Annotated in this window: 13 protein-coding genes; 11 read left to right on the top strand and 2 right to left on the bottom strand. The window is 66.4% G+C overall.

Going from position 1 to position 17,578, the window contains the following annotated elements; translation table 11 throughout:
- Nucleotides 1-573 carry a hypothetical protein gene (locus ESB00_RS17730; protein WP_129049302.1) on the top strand — a complete coding sequence of 191 codons (573 nt, stop codon included), beginning with the start codon at nt 1-3 and terminating at the stop codon, nt 571-573.
- Nucleotides 574-619: 46 nt separating this feature from the next.
- Here the strand turns inward: ESB00_RS17730 and ESB00_RS17725 are convergent, their stop codons facing one another.
- Both ESB00_RS17725 and ESB00_RS17720 read right to left on the bottom strand, forming a co-directional pair.
- Entirely contained in the window at nt 620-2,050 is a 1,431-nt protein-coding gene (locus ESB00_RS17725) for a tetratricopeptide repeat protein (protein WP_129049299.1), read from the bottom strand.
- A complete protein-coding gene (locus ESB00_RS17720; protein ID WP_129049296.1) occupies nt 2,047-3,357 on the bottom strand; it encodes an FG-GAP repeat domain-containing protein in 1,311 nt (436 codons plus the stop codon). The genes ESB00_RS17725 and ESB00_RS17720 overlap by 4 nt, the downstream gene beginning before the upstream one ends.
- 314 nt (nt 3,358-3,671) lie before the next feature.
- On the opposite strand from ESB00_RS17720, the gene ESB00_RS17715 reads away from it, so the two are divergent.
- The 10 genes from ESB00_RS17715 (at nt 3,672) to ESB00_RS17670 (ending at nt 17,364) form a co-directional block, all read left to right on the top strand.
- Nucleotides 3,672-6,584 (top strand): glycosyl hydrolase 115 family protein, encoded by a 2,913-nt coding sequence (locus tag ESB00_RS17715; RefSeq protein WP_129049294.1) that lies wholly within the window; start codon nt 3,672-3,674, stop codon nt 6,582-6,584.
- Between the two features lie 408 nt (nt 6,585-6,992).
- On the top strand, nt 6,993-8,036 hold the full coding sequence (locus ESB00_RS17710) for a LacI family DNA-binding transcriptional regulator (RefSeq protein ID WP_129049291.1): 1,044 nt from the start codon (nt 6,993-6,995) through the stop codon (nt 8,034-8,036).
- Nucleotides 8,037-8,089: 53 nt separating this feature from the next.
- The gene (locus ESB00_RS17705) at nt 8,090-9,175 is read left to right on the top strand and encodes a mannonate dehydratase (protein WP_129049288.1); all 1,086 of its coding nucleotides are present in this window, start codon (nt 8,090-8,092) and stop codon (nt 9,173-9,175) included.
- Nucleotides 9,176-9,323: 148 nt separating this feature from the next.
- Nucleotides 9,324-10,973: an ASKHA domain-containing protein gene (locus tag ESB00_RS17700; protein ID WP_129049286.1), complete on the top strand. Its 1,650-nt coding sequence runs from the start codon at nt 9,324-9,326 to the stop codon at nt 10,971-10,973.
- A gap of 3 nt (nt 10,974-10,976) precedes the next feature.
- Nucleotides 10,977-12,224, top strand: a complete 1,248-nt coding sequence (locus ESB00_RS17695) for a hypothetical protein (protein WP_129049284.1) — start codon at nt 10,977-10,979, stop codon at nt 12,222-12,224.
- A complete protein-coding gene (locus ESB00_RS17690) occupies nt 12,218-12,544 on the top strand; it encodes a hypothetical protein (protein WP_129049281.1) in 327 nt (108 codons plus the stop codon). Before ESB00_RS17695 ends, ESB00_RS17690 begins: the two co-directional genes overlap by 7 nt.
- 83 nt (nt 12,545-12,627) lie before the next feature.
- Complete coding sequence (locus tag ESB00_RS17685; protein ID WP_129049278.1) at nt 12,628-13,692, top strand: uroporphyrinogen decarboxylase family protein; 1,065 nt, start codon at nt 12,628-12,630, stop codon at nt 13,690-13,692.
- A gap of 136 nt (nt 13,693-13,828) precedes the next feature.
- Nucleotides 13,829-14,779: a virulence factor gene (locus ESB00_RS17680; protein WP_218938778.1), complete on the top strand. Its 951-nt coding sequence runs from the start codon at nt 13,829-13,831 to the stop codon at nt 14,777-14,779.
- 174 nt (nt 14,780-14,953) lie between these two features.
- A complete protein-coding gene (locus ESB00_RS17675; RefSeq protein ID WP_129049273.1) occupies nt 14,954-15,883 on the top strand; it encodes a dihydropteroate synthase in 930 nt (309 codons plus the stop codon).
- Between the two features lie 158 nt (nt 15,884-16,041).
- Entirely contained in the window at nt 16,042-17,364 is a 1,323-nt protein-coding gene (locus ESB00_RS17670) for an amidohydrolase family protein (RefSeq protein WP_164976293.1), read from the top strand.
- Nucleotides 17,365-17,578: the final 214 nt, after the last annotated feature.

Raw genomic sequence — 17,578 nt, 5'->3', positions numbered from 1 at the left:
ATGAGAATTCCCCTAAAATCCCTGTCCTTCCTGCTGGCCCTGACCGGCTCGCGGCTGATCTGCGCGGAAGACGCGCCCAAACCCGCTCCCGGCCTTGAAGGCACGATGATGATTGCAGATCTTCGTGCCGAGCTGCCCGGCGTCTTCCAGTATGGCACGTGGAAGGATCAGGTCACCACGACCAAGAGCGGCCTGGCGGTGCTCGGCAGCAAGGGCGCGCAGGGCAACGGCGGCCTCGGCCGCGAGATTTCACCGGCGGTGAACCTGGGCGATGTCCGGTTTGTCGAGGTCGCGCTCGGCACCGTGCCCGGCAACGAGGTGCCGCAGGTGACGCTCGCCTTCAACGACGCCGACGGCACCCAGTTCACCGCCCGCGTGCTGGTCGAGCAGCTTGTGCCCGGCCAGCCGGTGTGGCTGCGGGCCAAACGGGAAGATTTCACCCTGAACCCGGTCGAGAAGGGCGCCGACTCGCAGATGAATTGGAGCCAGGTGACGCGCTGGCACCTGCAAGGCGACTGGACCACGCCCAAGCCGATGCAGGTGATCCTCGTCGCCCTGCGCGTGCGGCGCTGAGTCCTTATCTGGGCAGCCCACTGCCCGCTTTACGCCGGGACCCGGTTCACGGCGCGCGGCCGAACTGCTCGCGGTAGGCGCTGACGAGGCGGGACAGCTGCTCGCGTGGCACCCGCGGCTGTTCGCGCACGGCGGTCATCCAGCGCCGGGCTTCGGCTTCGTTGCCCGTCTGGATGGCATTGAAGGCGAGCACGCTCAGCGCCATCGGATGTTCGGGCTCGGCGGCGAGGGCGCGCTGCATCTCGGCCACGCCCTCGCCGCTGCGGCCCTGCCGGATGAGCAGGTTGCCCAGCTCAAGGTAGGCGTCGGGCTCGTTCGGGCGCAGGCGGATCGAGGTCTGGAACTCGGCGATCGCCTCGGCAACGCGGCCGGCTTTCTGGAGGTTGCGGGCAAACTGCAGGTGCAGGCCGGGAGACTGCGGACAGTTTTTCAAACCCTCGGCGAGGGTGCGCTCGGCGGCGGATTTCTCGCCCAGCATCTCCTGCAGGGCGCTGAGGTTGGCCCAACCGTCGGCGAAATCGGGGGAAAGTTCGGTGCAGCGCCGCAGCTGCTGGATCGCGCCGGCGTGGTCGCCCTGCTGGATGAGCAGGGTGCCGAGCTGGTAGAGGGCGGACACGTCGTCGGGCGCGACCTCAACCGCGCGCTGCAGCAGGCGCACCGCCCCGGCCGGATCGCCGTTGCGCGCGAGGTTGCCCGCGGCAATGCCGAGGCGGTAGGGCTCGAAGCAATTCTCGATCAGTCCGTCGGCCCACGGGTCGGCGGGATCGCGGTAGGCGCCCGAGGCCTTGGCGGCGGCGCGAATGGCGGTGGCGCGGTCGCGCTGGCCGAGGCGTTCGTAGAGCGAGACGATGAGGTCGTAGCCGACGGTGTAATTGGTGCGGTTGACGACGGTCTCGAGCTTTTGCCGCGCGTCGTCCCAGCGCTGCGCCTCGAAGTCGAGCCGGGCGAGGCCGAACAGCGCATAGGCGTCGTCGGGGGTGCGCTGGAGCACGGCCTTGAACGCGGCCTCGGCCTCGGCGGGCCGGTTAGCCTTGAGATAGGTTTCACCCAGACGCAGCCAGGCCGGCGTGTAGGTGGGGTCGAGGGCGGTGGCGCGTGTCCAGAGTTCGAGCGCGGGCTCGAGCTCGCCGTAGCCGGCTGTGAGCAGCGCCGCCAGGTGGAACCAGCGCGCCTCGCCGGGCTCCAGCTGTTGGAGGGCACGGTAGCCGTGCAACGCCTCCTCGGGGAACCCGTTGGCGTGGTAAAGGCGGGTGAGAGCGCGCAGGCCGTCGACGGACTGGAAGCGGCTGCGCGCTTGTGCCTCGGCGGCGGCGAGGCGGTCGCGGATTGCGGCCGGGGCGTTGGCCAGGTCGGGCCGCGCCGGCAGGGTGCCGGTAACCGCCTGCTGCGTGCCGCCGGCCTGCCACCACCAGAAGCCGCCGCCGGCGAGCACGGCGCCGAGCAACAGCCCGGAACCAATCTTGAGGCCGGGTTTCATGGGCGGGTGGGGCGGCGCCAGAGCGTGAGGCGGCTCATGGCGTCGTAGGGCGGGTAGATGTAGAAGCCGCCGGTGGCCAGCGACACGCGGCCCGTGCCGTCGAAGTCGCCCGCGGCGAGCGTGATCTGGTCCTTCGGCGTGCGGGCGAGCAGGCGCGGCTCGAAGCGCGCGCGGCCGTCATTGCGAAACCACATCAGCGAAATGACGTTCCGGTTGCGATTGTTCCAGTCGGCGTAGGCGGTGGAGGCGATGATGTCGGGGTGACCGTCGCCGTCGAGGTCCGCGACGATCGGCGAGTAGGCGCCGGGCAGGTGGGCGATGCGGTGGTGACGGTAGTTGCCGTCGCCGCTGTTCTCCAGCCACTGCACGCTGTGCCAGGGCCGCGGACCGGGCGTCGCGGCGGGGCCGAAGCCGTCGCCGTTGGTGAAGATGATGTCGGTGCGTCCGTCGCGGTTGAGGTCGGCGATGGTCAGGCCGCTGCTGCCGTAGTCCTCGTTGGTCGAGCCCCACAGCCGGCGGGAGCCGAATTTTCCGGCGCCCTGGTTCTCGAACAGGTGCACCTCCTCCCACTGTTGCGAGATGAGCGCGACGATGTCGGGGCGGGCGTCGCCGTTGAAGTCGGCGATGCAGACGTTGATCGAGCCGGACAACTCCGACAGCACATGGCGGCGGAATTCCCAGGGACCGGTGCGTTCCAGCCACGCCACCTCGCCCTGATCGTAACCGAAGTGCGCGACGGCCAGATCGAGGTCGCCGTCGCCATCAAGATCGGCGGCGCGCACATCCACGGGGCGGGTGGTGTTCTCCAGCACGGCGCGGGCGGTGAAGTTCTGCCGGCCGTCGTTCTCGAGGATGAAGATCGTGCCGATGCGGTCGTTGTTGGGGAACACCGCGCCCATGCTCGCCACGAGCAGGTCCAGATCGCCGTCGCCGTCCATGTCGGCGGCCTCGGCATGCACGGGCGCCTTCAGGCTGGCGGCGAGCAGTTGCTCCTCGAACACACCGGGCGCGGTCTGGCGCAGCCAGCGCACCTCGCTGTCCTGGGCTTCGCAGAACACGAGGTCCGTGCGGCCGTCGCGGTCGAGGTCGAGGGCATTCACGTGGGCGATCCACGGCGGCCGGCCGATCGGCGCGCCGACCGTTTGCGGTACAAGCAGCCGGGAGTCGTCCACCAGGCCGGGTTGCGCCGGCTTTGCTGCGACCGGGGCCGCGACGGGCTCCTGGCGCGAACAGCCGCCAACCAGCAGGCAGGCCAGCGCGGCGGTGGCGATGATCAGGCGTTCGGTCGGTGGGGTCGGCAGGGGCATCGCGAAGACGGGTGTGGCTATGCATCAGGTGGCCGGCAAAGGCAAATTGCGGATGGCCAAGGGCCAAGGAATCAACGGCCGGCGAGGTTGGCATTAGGCGAACTTGCGGGCCATCCGGGCGGCGGCCGCTTCGCGTTAATCAACCGCCACAATTCGGGAATGATGTGGCTATTGTTAGACCGGGCGGTCGGTTGCGGAAGGTCGTCACGCGGCGACTCTGGACTCGAAGATTGGCTCCTATGGGTTAGGGGACTCTCTTTATGACCTGCCGCCTTAGGGGGCGGCAGGTCTTCATCTTTTTAAGTGTCTTCCCCATGAGCCATCGCCTGCTGCTCCTGTCCTGTTTGTCCGGCCTGTTGCTTTGTCTGACCCCGGCCTGGGCCGCGCTCAGCGAAACCTCCCTGGTTGTGCCGGCCGGCACGGCCGGAGCCCTCCCCCTCGTGACAGGCGCGCAGCCCGCTCCGCTGTTTGCCGCGGACAACGACTGGCCGGGCGTGCTGCGCGCGGCCCGCGACCTCCAAAAGGACATCGAGCGCGTGACGGGGCGGAAACCGGAATTTTCAACGAGCATGACCGTGCAAGCCCCCGTGGCCGTCCTGATCGGGACCATCGGCAAAAGCGCGCTCATCGACGGCCTCGTGGCCGCCGGCAAACTCGACGTCGCCGCCATCCGCGGGAAGTGGGAGGCCTTCGTCATCGAGACGGTCGACCAGCCGCTGCCCGGCGTGGACCGCGCCCTCGTCATCGCCGGCAGCGACAAGCGCGGCACCATCTACGGCATCTACGAAATCTCCGAACACATCGGTGTGTCGCCGTGGTATTTCTGGGCCGATGTTCCGGTGAAGAAGAGCGCCGGACTGTTCCTCGCCCCCGGCCGCACCGTCGTCGGCAGCCCGGCCGTGCAATACCGCGGCCTCTTCCTCAACGACGAGGCGCCCGCCCTCACCGGCTGGGTTTACGAAAAATACGGCCGCTTCGGCCGCGAGTTTCACGCCGACCTCTTCGAGCTGATGCTCCGCCTGCGCGCCAACTACCTCTGGCCCGCCATGTGGCTGCCCCGGGCCTTCAACGACGACGACCCCGAGAACCCGCGCCTCGCCGACGAATACGGCATCGTCATGGGCACCTCGCACCACGAGCCGCTCATGCGCGCCCACGCCGAGTGGGGCAAGTACGGCAAGGGCGCGTGGGATTATTCCAAGAACGACGCCGTGCTCCGCGACTTCTGGCGCTCCAGTGTCGAGCGCACCAAGAACTTCGAGAACATCATGTCGCTCGGCATGCGCGGCGACGGCGACGAGGCCATGACGGCCGACACCAACACCAAGCTGCTCGAGCGGATCGTGGCCGACCAGCGGAAGATCATCAGCGACGTCACCGGCAAGCCGGTCGAGCAGCAGCCCCAGCTCTGGGCGCTCTACAAGGAGGTGCAGGACTACTACGAGGCCGGTATGCGCGTGCCCGACGACGTGATCCTGCTCTGGTGCGACGACAACTGGGGCAACATCCGCCGCCTGCCCACACCCGAAGAGCGCAAGCGCCCGGGCGGCGCGGGCGTTTACTATCACTTCGACTACGTGGGCGGTCCGCGAAACTACAAGTGGATCAATGTCACCCCAATCACGAAGGTCTGGGAGCAGATGCACCTCGCCTGGCAGCTCGAGGCCAACCGCATCTGGATCGTCAACGTTGGCGACCTCAAGCCGATGGAGTTCCCGCTTGAGTTCTTCATCCGCTACGCGTGGAACCCCGCCCGCTGGCCCTACGAGAAACTGGAGGATTACTCGCAGCAGTGGGCCGCACGTGAGTTCGGCGCGGAGCACGCCGCCGAAGTCGCCGCGCTCATCAACGGCTACTCCAAGCTCAACCGCCGCCGCACGCCCGAGCTGCTCGAGCCCGACACCTACAGCCTGACCAACTACCGCGAGGCCGAGCGCCTGCTCGCCGAGTGGGCGGACCTCGTTGCCCGCGCGGAGAAACTCAACGCCGCCCTCGCACCCGAATACCGCGACGCGTTCTACCAGCTCGTGCTCTATCCGGTGAAAGCCAGCGCCGGCGTGCACGAACTCTACGTTTCCGTTGGCCTCAACCGGCTCTACGCGCGGCAGGGCCGCACCGACGCCAACCTGTTCTCCGCCCGCGCCCGCGAACTCTTCGCCGCCGACCGAAAGCTCGCCGAGCAGTATCACCGGCTCGGCGGCGGCAAGTGGAACCACATGATGAGCCAGATCAAGTTCGGCTACACCTACTGGCAATCGCCCGAGATGGACGCCATGCCGGCGGTGCACGAGGTGCTGCCGCGTGCCGGCGCCTCGCTCGGCGCCGCCATCGAGGGCTCCGAGGTCGGCTGGCCGGTCTATGGCGCGCCTCGCCCGGTGCTGCCCGAGCTGAATGTGCTGCATGGGAAAACCACGCGCTGGGTCGAGCTGTTCAACCGCGGGGCCGAGGGCTATGACTTCAAGGTCTCCGCCGATCAGCCGTGGGTGAAAGTGTCCGCCGTTGCCGGTCGCGTCGAGGACCGCTCCGTGCGGATTAAGCTCGGCGTGGACTGGGACGCCGTGCCCGCAGGCAAGACCGCCGCTACCGTGACCTTCAACGGCGGCGGTGCCGGGCGTTTCGCCGTGCAGCTGCCCGTGCACAAACCGGCCGAAACTGTGAAGGGATTTGTGGAGTCCGACCGTCACATCGCGATCAACGCGCTCAGCTTCGACCGGGCCGTCGAGGCCGGCGGGGCGACCTGGCAGAAGCTGCCTGGTTTCGGACGTACGCATGGCGGCGTCACGGCTTTCCCCGTGACCCTGCCGGCGGTGACGCCCGGCGGCGCCACACCGCGGCTCGAATACGACCTGCACGCGTTCTCGTCCGGTGACGTGAAGGTGGAGGTGCATCTCGCGCCGTCGCTCGACTTCCAGTCCGGCGAGGGCCTGCGCTACGCCGTCTCGATTGACGACGAGCCGCCGCAGGTCGTGAAGGTCGGCACCTGGACGCCACAGGCCAACTGGTATGCCGCCGTCGCCGACAGCGTTCGCCGCGTCGCAACCTTGCACAAGCTCGCCGCCCCCGGCCAGCACACGCTCAAGTTCTGGCTCGTGGACCCCGGCGTCGTGCTCGAGCGCATCGTCATCGACACCGCGCCTCCGCCCGCCGCCCCGCCCGCGCGCGGCCCGCGCCCCGCGCCGGGTGTGCGCCCCAGCTACCTCGGCCCGCCGGAGAGCCCGCGCGGATGAGACAGACTCACGAATTGCACGGGATTTCCATCCCGTTTCAGGCTGAGCGCAGCGAAGCATCCAGAACGAGATGCGAACTTTGCATCCGCCGACGCAGACTTTTGGATTCTTCGCTGCGCTGCCCAAGAAATCCCTTGTTTGTCATCCTGAACGAAGTGAAGGATCCAAGATGATGTCCGTAGGCGGTAATGCTGCTGGATCCTTCGCACGGCTCAGGATGACGGTATGGAGGTTCTTTGGTGATCCCACCCAACAGACTTCGCCTTGGCATGAGCCTCAGAGAGACGGGAAGGTGGGCTTGGGCAGGTCAAGTTTTGCGCCTTTTGTGCTTCTCGTGTTCTTCGTGGCCTAGGGCTTCGCCCTATTCCCGCTCGCCGTCGTCGTCCCGCCTGCTAGACCGTTGACTGCATGAACGTCCGCTACATCGCCAAGCTCGCCGGCGTGTCCCCCTCGGCCGTGTCGCTCGCGTTGCGCGACAGCCCGCGCATTTCGGCCAAGACCAAGGCGCTGGTGCTGAAGTTCGCACGTGAGACCGGTTATGCGCCCGATGCGCGGATCGCGGATCTCATGCGCCACCTGCGGAAACCGCGCGACGTGCGTCCGCAGGCCTGCTTCGGCGTGATCTCGTTCTACGACACCCTGCGGCCGTGGGAGCGTTCGCGGCACCTCGGCAAGATCTACGAGGGCATGCAGGCCCGCGCCGGCGAACTCGGCTACCGTGTCGAGCCGCTCTGGCTGCGCGCCCCGGGCATGACGCACCGCCGGTTCGACGAAATACTCGTCGCCCGCGGCATCGACGGGCTGCTCTGTTTCGGCAGCCCGGACTTCGGCGAGGAGTTTCCTGACGAGTTGGGGAAACACGCTATCGTCACCGTCGGACTGAGCATCCGCACGCCCCTGCACCGCGTGACCAGCCATTTTTACAACGACACGCTGCACGCCTTGGAGCGCGTGCATGCGCTCGGTTACAAGCGTCCGGGTCTCGTGCTCGGCGCGTACGAGGACACGCGCAGCGCCTACGCCCACAGCGCAGCCTACCTCGGCTGGTGCGAGCATGTGCTGGGTCCCGGCGCCGCGCTGCCGATCCTGCGCTTGCAGGGGCTGGAGGAGCCACCCTTCACCGAATGGCTCGTGCGGCAAAAGCCCGACGTGCTGATTTTCGTGCACCTGCCCGAGATGATCGCCCGGTTGCGCGCCGTGCTGAAGCGCCTCCAGGTCGGCGTGCCCAAGCGCCTCGGCGTCGTCGTGCTCAGCCACGAGGTGAAGGGTTCGGGCTTCAGCGGCCTCCAGCAGAACCAGCGCCTCATGGGCGCCTGGGCCGTCGAACTCCTCGCCGCCCGCATCGTCAACCACGACCTCGGCATCCCTGCCACCCCCCGCACGGAGATGGTGGAAAGCGAGTGGATCGAAGGGGACTCGTTGCAGAAGCAGGCCACATCGCTCAACCGTTGACCTGCCTTCGGGTGGTCTGGACGGCGGGGGTGGGTAGCGTTACGGCTTACCCCATGAAGCTCGGTCTCGGTCTTTACCGCCACATGCTTACGCCGGAGAACTTCGCCTTTGCGAAGCAGGCCGGTGCCACGCACATCGTCGCGCATCTCGTGGACTATTTCTGCGGGGGCGCCGGTCACTCCGCCACGGACGACCAGCCGCTGGGCACCGACTGGGGTTGGGGGCTCGCGGGCGATCCTGACAAACTCTGGCCGCTCGACGAACTCACGACCATCCGCCGCAATGTCGAGGCCGCTGGCCTCAAGCTGGAGGCGATCGAGAACTTCGATCCGGCCCACTGGGGCGACATCTTGTTGGACGGCCCGAAGCGCGCGCAGCACATCGAGAACGTGAAGACGATCATCCGCCGACTGGGCGAGGCGGGCATCCCGATCATGGGTTACAATTTCTCCATCGCGGGCGTGGCCGGCCGCACCAAGGGCAACTACGCGCGCGGCGACGCCCCGTCCGTCGGCATGGAGGGCGCCTACGACCTGCCGATGCCCAACGGCCTCGTCTGGAACATGGTCGTGGATCCCACCGCGCCCTCGCGGCCGACCGGTAACATCCCGGCGGCCACACACGAGCAGCTGTGGGACCGCTACAAGCGCTTCCTCGACGAGATCGTGCCCGTGGCGGAAAAGGCCGGCGTGCGCCTCGCGCTTCATCCCGACGATCCGCCGATGCCTTTCATTCGCGGCCAGCCGCGACTGGTTTACCAGCCGTCGCTCTACCAGAAGGTCGTGGACCTCAACCCGAGCCCGGTGAACCAGTTTGAGTTCTGCGTCGGCTCGCTCGCCGAGATGACGGAGGGCGACATCTACGACGTGGTGGACAACTACTCGCGGCAAAACCGCCTTGGCTACGTCCACCTGCGCAACGTTCGCGACAAGGTCCCGCACTACAAGGAGACCTTCATTGACGACGGCGAAGTGGATGTGCTCCGTGTGCTCGCGATCCTGAAGAAGAATGGCTTCGAGGGCGTGATCATCCCCGACCACGCGCCGCAGATGAGCTGCGCCGCCCCCTGGCACGCCGGTATGGCCTACGCGCTGGGTTTTTTGAAGGCCGGGATCATGAGTTTGGAGGGGAAGCGGTGAGCGAGAATTCATTCAGACCCCGCTTCCGTCATTCTGAGCGGAGCGAAGAATCCAAGGGCGAGACGCATGGCACAAGGACCGCTTGGATCCTTCGCTCCGCTCAGGATGACGGTGGTGAAAATGGCAAGGAAGTCGGCCGAATCACGACATGAGCGTCGAGCTCCACTTCAACTCGCTCGTCACCCCGGCCGAGCCGGGCACCTCGCTGTTCACTTACGGTGAGAAGCTCGGCATTCCCGTGCCGACCTCGTGCAACAAGCAGGGCAAGTGCAAGGAGTGCGTCATCGAGGTGGCTGAGGGCATGGACTGCCTGTCGAAGCCCGGTCCCGAGGAAAAGCACTTGAAGGGTAATTTCCGTCTCTCCTGCTGCACCCGCGTCACGGCGGAGCAGGGGACCGTGCGCTGCCACACCATGCGTCGCGGCACGATGAAGATCGAGAAGCACGCCTTTGAGCTGCCCACCGGTCCACGCACCTGGCAGCTCGATCCCGCCGTCACGCGTGACGGCGACCGCATCCTCCTCGACGGCGTCGAGATCGACCGCGGCACCGGGCCGCTGCACGGCCTCGCCATCGATCTTGGCACCACGACCGTCGTCATTCGGTTGCTCAATCTCGAGACCGGTGAGGTCGTCGCCGATTCGTCGTTTGAAAATCCGCAGCGCTTCGGCGGTTCCGACGTGATGGCGCGCATCCAATACGACACGGAGGACCGCACCAAGACGCTCCAACGCACGCTCACCGGCTACCTGAGCCGCGCGATCACGGAGTTTCCGGTCGATCCGCGCTCGATCTACGAGGTCATCATCGCCGGCAACTCGACGATGCGGGACATGTTTTTCCGGCTCTCGGTCTATTCCATCGGACAGAGTCCCTACCAGTCCCTTACCGAACTGGAGATTGCCGAGGGCAAGCGCACGACGACCAGCCTCAGTAACACCGCGCGCCGGCTCGGCCTGCCGATTCATCCGAAGGCGCGCATCTACGGCCTGCCCATCATCAGCGGCCATGTGGGCGCTGACGCTGCGGCTTGCATGCTCGCCGTGGACCTCGCGCACGAGGAGCACCTCGTGGCCGTGATGGACATCGGCACCAACACCGAGCTCATCGTCGGCAACAAGCACAAGGTCCTCGCCGCCTCCTGCCCCGCCGGTCCCGCCTTCGAGGGCGGTCAAATCACCTTCGGCATGCCGGGCTTGCCTGGGGCCATCGAGAAAGTGGCCATCCAAGACGACGGCCGCGTCGAGACGCGCGTCATCGGCGACGTGCCGCCCGAGGGCATCTGCGGGTCCGGCCTGGTGGACTTGCTGGCCGAGTTGCTGCGCACGGGCCGCATGAACGCGCTCGGCCGCTTCGAGGACGGTTCGCACGAGTTTGTCGTGACGTCCGCCGGCGACCGCCCCGTGACTTTCAGCGAGGCTGACATCAACGCGCTCGCCCAGGCCAAGGGCGCCAACGTCGCCGGCCTGCAGATTGCCTTTGCCGAATATGGCCTCGATTACTCGCAACTCGACGTCTTCTACCTCGCTGGCGGTTTCGGCCGTCACCTCGGACTCGAATCCTCCAAGCGCATCGGTCTCATTCCGAACCTGCCCGCGGAGAAAATTGTGCAGGTCGGCAACGCTTCCGTCGAAGGCGCGTGCATCGCGCTGCTTTCGCGCACGAAGCGCGCGGAGCTGGAGGCGCTCGTGAAGCGGGTGCAGCATTGCCGGCTGGAGACGCATCCGGGCTTTTTCGATTATTTCGTCGAGGGCTGCCAGTTCGCCCCGGTCGGTGGTGCGGAGGTTTCGGAAACCTGAGCCATGGAAATTTACGATGCACAGCCCGAACATCACGTGCAGGAGGCCGAATACCTTCGCCTGCTGGGTTATCCGCGCGGCCACGAGCCCGGCGGCCGGGTGAAGGAACTGATGGCATGGGCGCGCGACTGGTATGCACAGCACGGGCGGCCTTGGGTTTATCACCGTCGCGCGGGTCTCGCGACCGATGCGAGCACGCTGCGGCTCGATAACGTGGAATTCGGCTCCCCGCGCCTGCGTGAACACCTGCAGCACCACGGCGCCACTGGGGCCGTGCTCGTGGCGGTCAGCGCGGGCCGCGAGTGCGAGGAACATGCGCGCGAACTTTGGAACGAGGGCAAGCCCGACGAGTATTTCTTCCTCGAAATCTACGGCTCCGCCGTCGTCGAGGACCTCGTCGCGCGCACGAGCGGACGCCTCTGCGACGCCGTCAGTCGCGACGACCTGATGGCCGTGCCGCACTACAGCCCGGGTTACGCCGGTTGGGACGTGGCGGAGCAGAACAAGCTTTTCGAACTGATCAACGCGCGCGCCAGCCGGCCGCTGCCCGGGCCGCTCGACGTGCTCACCAGTGGCATGCTGAAGCCGAAGAAGTCGCTGCTCGCCGTTTTCGGCCTCGCCCCGGTGACCGTCGCACGACCGGTCGCGCTCGGTACACCCTGCGAGGGTTGCTCGTTTTCACCGTGCCGATACCGGCGTGCGCCGTATCGTCATGACGCAGGGCCGGTCACCGACCGGCCGACCGGCCAGTCGGAGACTGGCCCTACTCCCGCACTCCGCTACACCGTCAACGCCCGCGCCCTGCGCAAGTGGGCGGCGGAGCGGGTCAGCCTCGCGCCGCAGGCCGACGGCAGCATCGAGGCGGTGTTCCGTTTCGACGGCACCACCTGTTCGCACCAGCCGCTGGCCTTCGACTACCGCGTGCGGCTCAGCGGAGCGGCAAACGGAAATGTCATCCTCGCGAGCTCCTGCCGGCCGGCACCCGACGATGAGGGGCACAAGCTCACCTGTTCCTACCTCGCCGACGCCGAGGACCACCTGCACGAGATCGCCGCCGACCGCCCGTTGGTCGGGCGCCCGCTCGACGAGGTGTTCGCGTGGTCGCGCGAGTCCGCCCCGGCGGGCTGCCACTGCGCGCCGGCCAGCCGCGCGCACAAGTGGGGCCTCGCGCTCGAGGCCATCCACTACGCCTTGAGCCAATCCAATTCCCAGACCCCAGATCCCAAACCCCAGACCCTGCATTTATGCTGAAACTCTGCGACATCGCCCCCGCCGCCACCGAGAAGCTGCCGCCCGGCTTCACCGACAAGTCCGGCATCGGCGTCCATTACGTGGACGCCTTCCTCAAGCCCATGAACGCCGCGCTGCCCGACGGCACGCGCGTCGCCGCCAAGCGCCGCGGCCTCAAGGTCAACCTCACCGTCGGCACCAAGAAGGGCTTCGGTCTCATGCGCCGCATCGACGTCAGCCCCGATCCGGTCGTGATGCTCAAGGCCTGCCTTGACGAAGCCGCCAAGGCCGCCGGCGTGCAGCTCCAGGTCACCGAGAAGGAAATCCTGATCGCGCCGTGACGGCGCGAAGTAACCAGGACCAGGATTCAAGTATCAAGACCCGGACCCCAACTTAAACCTAAACTCTCAACTTCATCTTCCTCATGACGCCCGCCCAATGGGACACTTTCAAACGCGCCGCCCACGGCGAGAAGCTCTCCAAAATTCCGATGGCCATGATCATCGACAGCCCCTGGATCCCGGGCTACGTCGGCGTGAAGCACATGGACTTCTTCCTTGATCCGCAGCTGTGGTTCCAGTCGCACCTGAAGATCCATAAGGAATTCCCCGACATCATCTTTGTGCCCGGCTGGTGGCTCGAATACGGTATGGCTGCCGAGCCGTCCGTGCTCGGTTCCAAGATCAAGTTTTGGCAGGACAACACGCCGAGCGAATACCACATGCTCTTCAACATCGAGGACGTGGACAAGCTGCCCGAGTATGAGGTCGAGGCCGACGCCTTCATGGCGATGACGCTCCACCGCCTGCGCATGCAGCGTCAGCAGGTGCTCGACACCGGTGAGATCTGGACGATGGCCACCGCGCGCGGCCCGATGTGCACCGCCGGCTTCGCCCGCAACACCAGCGACTTCATGATCGATCTCGTCGAGAAACCCGAATGGGCCCACAAGCTCCTCGACCTCTCGACCCGCATCATCATCGACTGGCTCAAGGCCCAGTGCAAAGCGATGGGCCCGACCGTCGAGGGCATATTCCTTCTCGATGACATCGTGGGCTTCGTGAACGAGGAGCACTATCAGGAATTCTGTCATCCCTACCTGAAGCGCATCTGCGACGCCTTCCCGAAAGACTGGGTGAAACTCTACCACAACGACGCCTCCATCGAGGCCTGCCTCGAACACCTGCCCGACGCCGGTTTCAACATGCTCAACTGGGGCAAACAGACCGACATCGCCGACGTGAAGGCGCGCATCGGCGACCGGATGTGTCTCATGGGCAACGTCAATCCCCTCGAAGTCGGCGTGCGCGGCACCGTCGCCGAGGTTCGCGCCGCCACGCTCGACGTGCTCGAAAAAGGCGCGAAGGACGGCCGGAACATGGTGCTCTCCGTCGGTGGCGGCACCAGCCCCGGCATGCCCCGCGAGAACATCGTGGCGATGAAGGCCGCACTCGACGAATTCAACAAAGCCCACTTCGGCAGCGCGTAACACTTCCTCCCTGTAGGGTCGGACCTTGGTCCGACCTCGTGCACAAGGTCGGCGCAAGCGCCGACCCTACAACCAGACCCCCAGACCCTAAACCCCAGACCCCAAACCCCATTCACCCATGCCAGACTACGCGTTAATGAACCAGTGCATCTACGAGGGCAAAGCCAAGGAAGTCGAACAGATGACCAAGGACGCCCTGGCCGAAGGCCGCCACTTCAAGGAGGTCCTCGAACAGGGCCTCATTGCCGGCATGTCGGTCGTCGGCGAGGATTTTAAGCACAACATTCTCTACGTGCCCGAGGTGCTCATCTCGGCCCGTGCGATGAAGGCCGGCATGGCGGTGCTCAAGCCGCTGCTCTCCGCGCACGGCCCCGACACCTCGTCCACCGGCCGCCTGCTCATGGGCACGGTGCGCGGCGACCTCCACGACATTGGCAAGAACCTCGTCTGCATGATGGCCGAGGGCGCCGGTTTCGTCGTGAAGGACATCGGCGTGGACCAGAGCGTGGAAAAATTCCAGGCCGCGGCCGACGAGTTCAAGCCGGACATCATCGGCATGAGCGCGCTGCTCACCACCACGATGACCTACATGAAGACCGTCATCGACGGTTGCGACAAGCCGCCCTACGACCACATCAAGATGGCCATCGGCGGTGCGCCGATCAGCCAGATGTTCGCCGACGAGATCGGCGCCGACGGTTACGGCGCCGACGCCTCGTCCGCGGTGGACCTGTTCCTCTATCTCGTGGGCAAGGGCCCCGCGCCCAAGGCCGCTTTGCGCGCGGGCGTGAAACCCACCGCGAGCGCCATCGCCGCCGCGCGCCCGGCCAACAACGTCGTCAAATACCAGATCCTCTATTGGAAGGACCTGCCTTCCTCCGTGAAGGTCTGGGATGACTTCGGCGAGGTGAAGATGGATCTGCCCGCGAAGTTCGCCGAACGCATCGACGCCACCGCGCAGAAACTCGGACTCACCTCCGGCGACGCCTACACGGCCGAACTCCATTGGGGCGAGGAGCAGTCGCGCCCCGGCACCCCCGAGGACGTCGCCAAGGCGATCGTGAAGGAGCTCGATAGCACCGCCTAAGAAATGGAGGGCCCATCTCCCGATGGGCCGCGGCTCAGCTGGAGCTGAGCCCTCCACCCAAACTCAATCCCCGTTACCTGTTATTCTGAACGCAGTGAAGAATCCAGAGGCATGCGCGCAGGCGGTCGTTCCGCTGGATCCTTCGCTTCGCTCAGGATGACACGAAACAACCCCATGCCCCCCCGTCCCCTCAACATCATCGGCGAGCTGATCAACAACTCCTACGCCCGCGCACGCACGGCCTTCACCGAGCGCAACCCCGCCGCCTACGCGCACCTCGCGAAGCTTCAGGCGGACCTGGGCGTGCAATACCTCACGCTCAACCTCGACGGCACCGCCCGCATCTCGGTGCGCATGGAGGAAATGCTTGAGCTGCTGCCGGGTGTCATCCGCTCCATCCAGGCCGCGACCGACCGGCCCATCAGCTTCGACAACCCATCCGTCGAATACCACAAGGTCGCGTTGCGGCACTACGACCGCGCCAAGAGCGGTCAGCCCATTCTCAACTCGGTCGCCGCGTCGCGCACGCACCTCGACGAGTTGATCCGGCTCGTGAAGGACTACGACACCAAGGTCGTCGTCATGGCCTCGGAACACTTCGTGCCCGGCGGGAGCGCCCAGTGCCTGAATCCGCAGGACGCCTACGCCGCCGCCAAGCATTTCGTGGACCGGCTCGTCACCGAGGCCGATCGCACGAACGACCAGATCATCATTGATCCCGGCCTCGCGCCAGTCGGCGCCGACACCTACGGGCTCGTCAACATCGGCCTCGATGCCATGCGGATGATCAGCACCGACCCGCACCTCAAGGGTGTTCACCTGATTGTCGGCCTATCGAACTTCGCCTGGGGCACGCCGAAGGGTGTACGCGAGCTGCTGGAGTGCGCCTACCTCACGCTCGGCATGGAGGTCGGCCTCGATTTCGCCCTCGCCAATCCTGAGAAGTCTCCCGCTCCGTTGCCCGCCGATCATTCGATGGTCGCCAAGCTCCGCGAGGCCCTCGCCGCCGGTCGTCCGCTCGAGAGCGAATCCCAAGAAACTGCCGGCTACCGCCAGGCCGAGGCCATCATGGCGATCTGTGCGGAGGCCGCGCCCGCCGACTAACGTCCGCGGAAACGCCAAAGAAGTCCAATGACCGAATCCGGAAAAGTCCTCGCTCCCGTCATCCTGAGCCCTGCGATGCATCCCAGCGGTTGGCGGAGGTGCGTCCTTTCCCTTGGATCCTTAGAAGGACTCAGGATGACAAAAAGGCGGGCTGTGTCATGAGCGTGATTCCCCAGGGCACTCCCGGTCACCCGGTTTGGCTGCACGTCGGCACCTTGCTCGACGGCTCGAACGCTGCGCCGGCGAGGGACGCGCATATTGTCTATGATGCGGCCGGCATCCGCTTTGTGGGGGGGAATGGCCAAACGCCACCGGCCGAACTTCTGCGTGAGGGGCAGACGGCTCCCGACGTCGTCGCGCCCGATGCGACGCTGCTTCCTGGCCTGATCGACGCGCATACGCATCTCTTCCTCGAGGGCGGCGAACTCGACCTCGACAAACGCGCGGCTTATCTGAAGCAGTCTCCGGCCGAACTCTTGGCCTCTGCCATGCCGCGCTTGGAAAAACTTGTGCGCCTCGGCGTTGCGGGTGTGCGCGATGCGGGCGACAAGGACGGTGTGGGCCTCGCGCTCAGCCGGCTGTGCAAAAGTCGCGCAGGTCCGGTCTCCGACCGGACGCTTGGCCAGTCGGAGACTGGCCCCACTTTGATGCCTTACCTCGACAGCCCGGGCGCCGCCATCCACCGGCGCGGCCGTTACGGCAGTTTCATGGGCGGGGCGTTGGAGGAGTTTGCCTCGCCGGCTGATTGTGTGGCGGCGCGAATCGCCGGCGGCGCCGACCGGATCAAACTGATCCCGACCGGGATCATCAATTTTCAGAAGGGCGCCGTGACCGCCGAGCCGCAGATGACGACCGCGGAGCTGCGCGAGTTCGCCGCCGCGGCCAACGGAGCCGGCCGCCAGACGCTGGCGCATGCCTCGGGCGACGCGGGCATCGAGCGCGTCGTCGAGGGAGGGGTGGACTCGGTCGAACACGGCTTCTTCATGCGCGACGACCAGCTGGAGCGCATGCGCGACCGCCGTATCGCGTGGGTGCCGACCTTCGCGCCCGTGCAGGTGCAGGTGGACGAAGCCGCCCGCTACAACTGGGACGCCAGTGTCACGGGCAACCTCCAGCGCATTCTCGACGCCCACGCCGCCAGCCTCGTGAAGGCGCACGCCCGCGGTGTGATCATCCTGGCCGGCAGCGACGCCGGCTCCTGCGGCGTGGCGCACGGCCTGGGCCTGCTCTACGAACTCGAACTGATGGAGCGCGCCGGCCTGCCCGCGGCAGCCGTCATCCACGCCGCCACCGGTGCCGCGGCTGACCGGCTGGCGTTCGGCCAAAAGTTCGGCCGCATCGCGCCCGGCTGGCGCAGCCGATTCATCCTGACGCGGCATTCGCCGCTCGAAACCGTGCGGAATATGCGCCGTGCCCGCACCGTGGTCTTCGACGGCCGGGTGTTCAGCACAGGCGAGCAATTCGACGGAGCCGGACTTTGAGCTGCGGATGAACACGAACAGACACGAATCAGGGTCATTCCACCCGGCCTGTCATCCTGAGCGCAGCGAAGGATCCAGAGGCGGGCGGTCATGGCCTGCGGTTGTCACTGGATCCTTCGCTGCGCTCAGGATGCCAGGTTGCGCAGCTTTTGATTCCCTTCGGCGTGCATCCGGGTCCCTCCGTGGTTAAATACCGTTCCTTCCTTTCCCCATG

The sequence above is a fragment of the Oleiharenicola lentus genome (genome assembly GCF_004118375.1).
GTDB lineage: Bacteria > Verrucomicrobiota > Verrucomicrobiia > Opitutales > Opitutaceae > Lacunisphaera > Lacunisphaera lenta.
Note: the sequence above shows the minus strand (reverse complement) of the source record. Positions and strands in the feature narration are given on the sequence as shown.

Coding starts and splice junctions, on each gene's coding strand:
- ESB00_RS17730 (WP_129049302.1), top strand. CDS start 1: ATGAGAATTCCCCTAAAATCCCTGTCCTTCCTGCTGGCCCTGACCGGC.
- ESB00_RS17725 (WP_129049299.1), bottom strand. CDS start 2,050: ATGAAACCCGGCCTCAAGATTGGTTCCGGGCTGTTGCTCGGCGCCGTG.
- ESB00_RS17720 (WP_129049296.1), bottom strand. CDS start 3,357: ATGCCCCTGCCGACCCCACCGACCGAACGCCTGATCATCGCCACCGCC.
- ESB00_RS17715 (WP_129049294.1), top strand. CDS start 3,672: ATGAGCCATCGCCTGCTGCTCCTGTCCTGTTTGTCCGGCCTGTTGCTT.
- ESB00_RS17710 (WP_129049291.1), top strand. CDS start 6,993: ATGAACGTCCGCTACATCGCCAAGCTCGCCGGCGTGTCCCCCTCGGCC.
- ESB00_RS17705 (WP_129049288.1), top strand. CDS start 8,090: ATGAAGCTCGGTCTCGGTCTTTACCGCCACATGCTTACGCCGGAGAAC.
- ESB00_RS17700 (WP_129049286.1), top strand. CDS start 9,324: ATGAGCGTCGAGCTCCACTTCAACTCGCTCGTCACCCCGGCCGAGCCG.
- ESB00_RS17695 (WP_129049284.1), top strand. CDS start 10,977: ATGGAAATTTACGATGCACAGCCCGAACATCACGTGCAGGAGGCCGAA.
- ESB00_RS17690 (WP_129049281.1), top strand. CDS start 12,218: ATGCTGAAACTCTGCGACATCGCCCCCGCCGCCACCGAGAAGCTGCCG.
- ESB00_RS17685 (WP_129049278.1), top strand. CDS start 12,628: ATGACGCCCGCCCAATGGGACACTTTCAAACGCGCCGCCCACGGCGAG.
- ESB00_RS17680 (WP_218938778.1), top strand. CDS start 13,829: ATGAACCAGTGCATCTACGAGGGCAAAGCCAAGGAAGTCGAACAGATG.
- ESB00_RS17675 (WP_129049273.1), top strand. CDS start 14,954: ATGCCCCCCCGTCCCCTCAACATCATCGGCGAGCTGATCAACAACTCC.
- ESB00_RS17670 (WP_164976293.1), top strand. CDS start 16,042: ATGAGCGTGATTCCCCAGGGCACTCCCGGTCACCCGGTTTGGCTGCAC.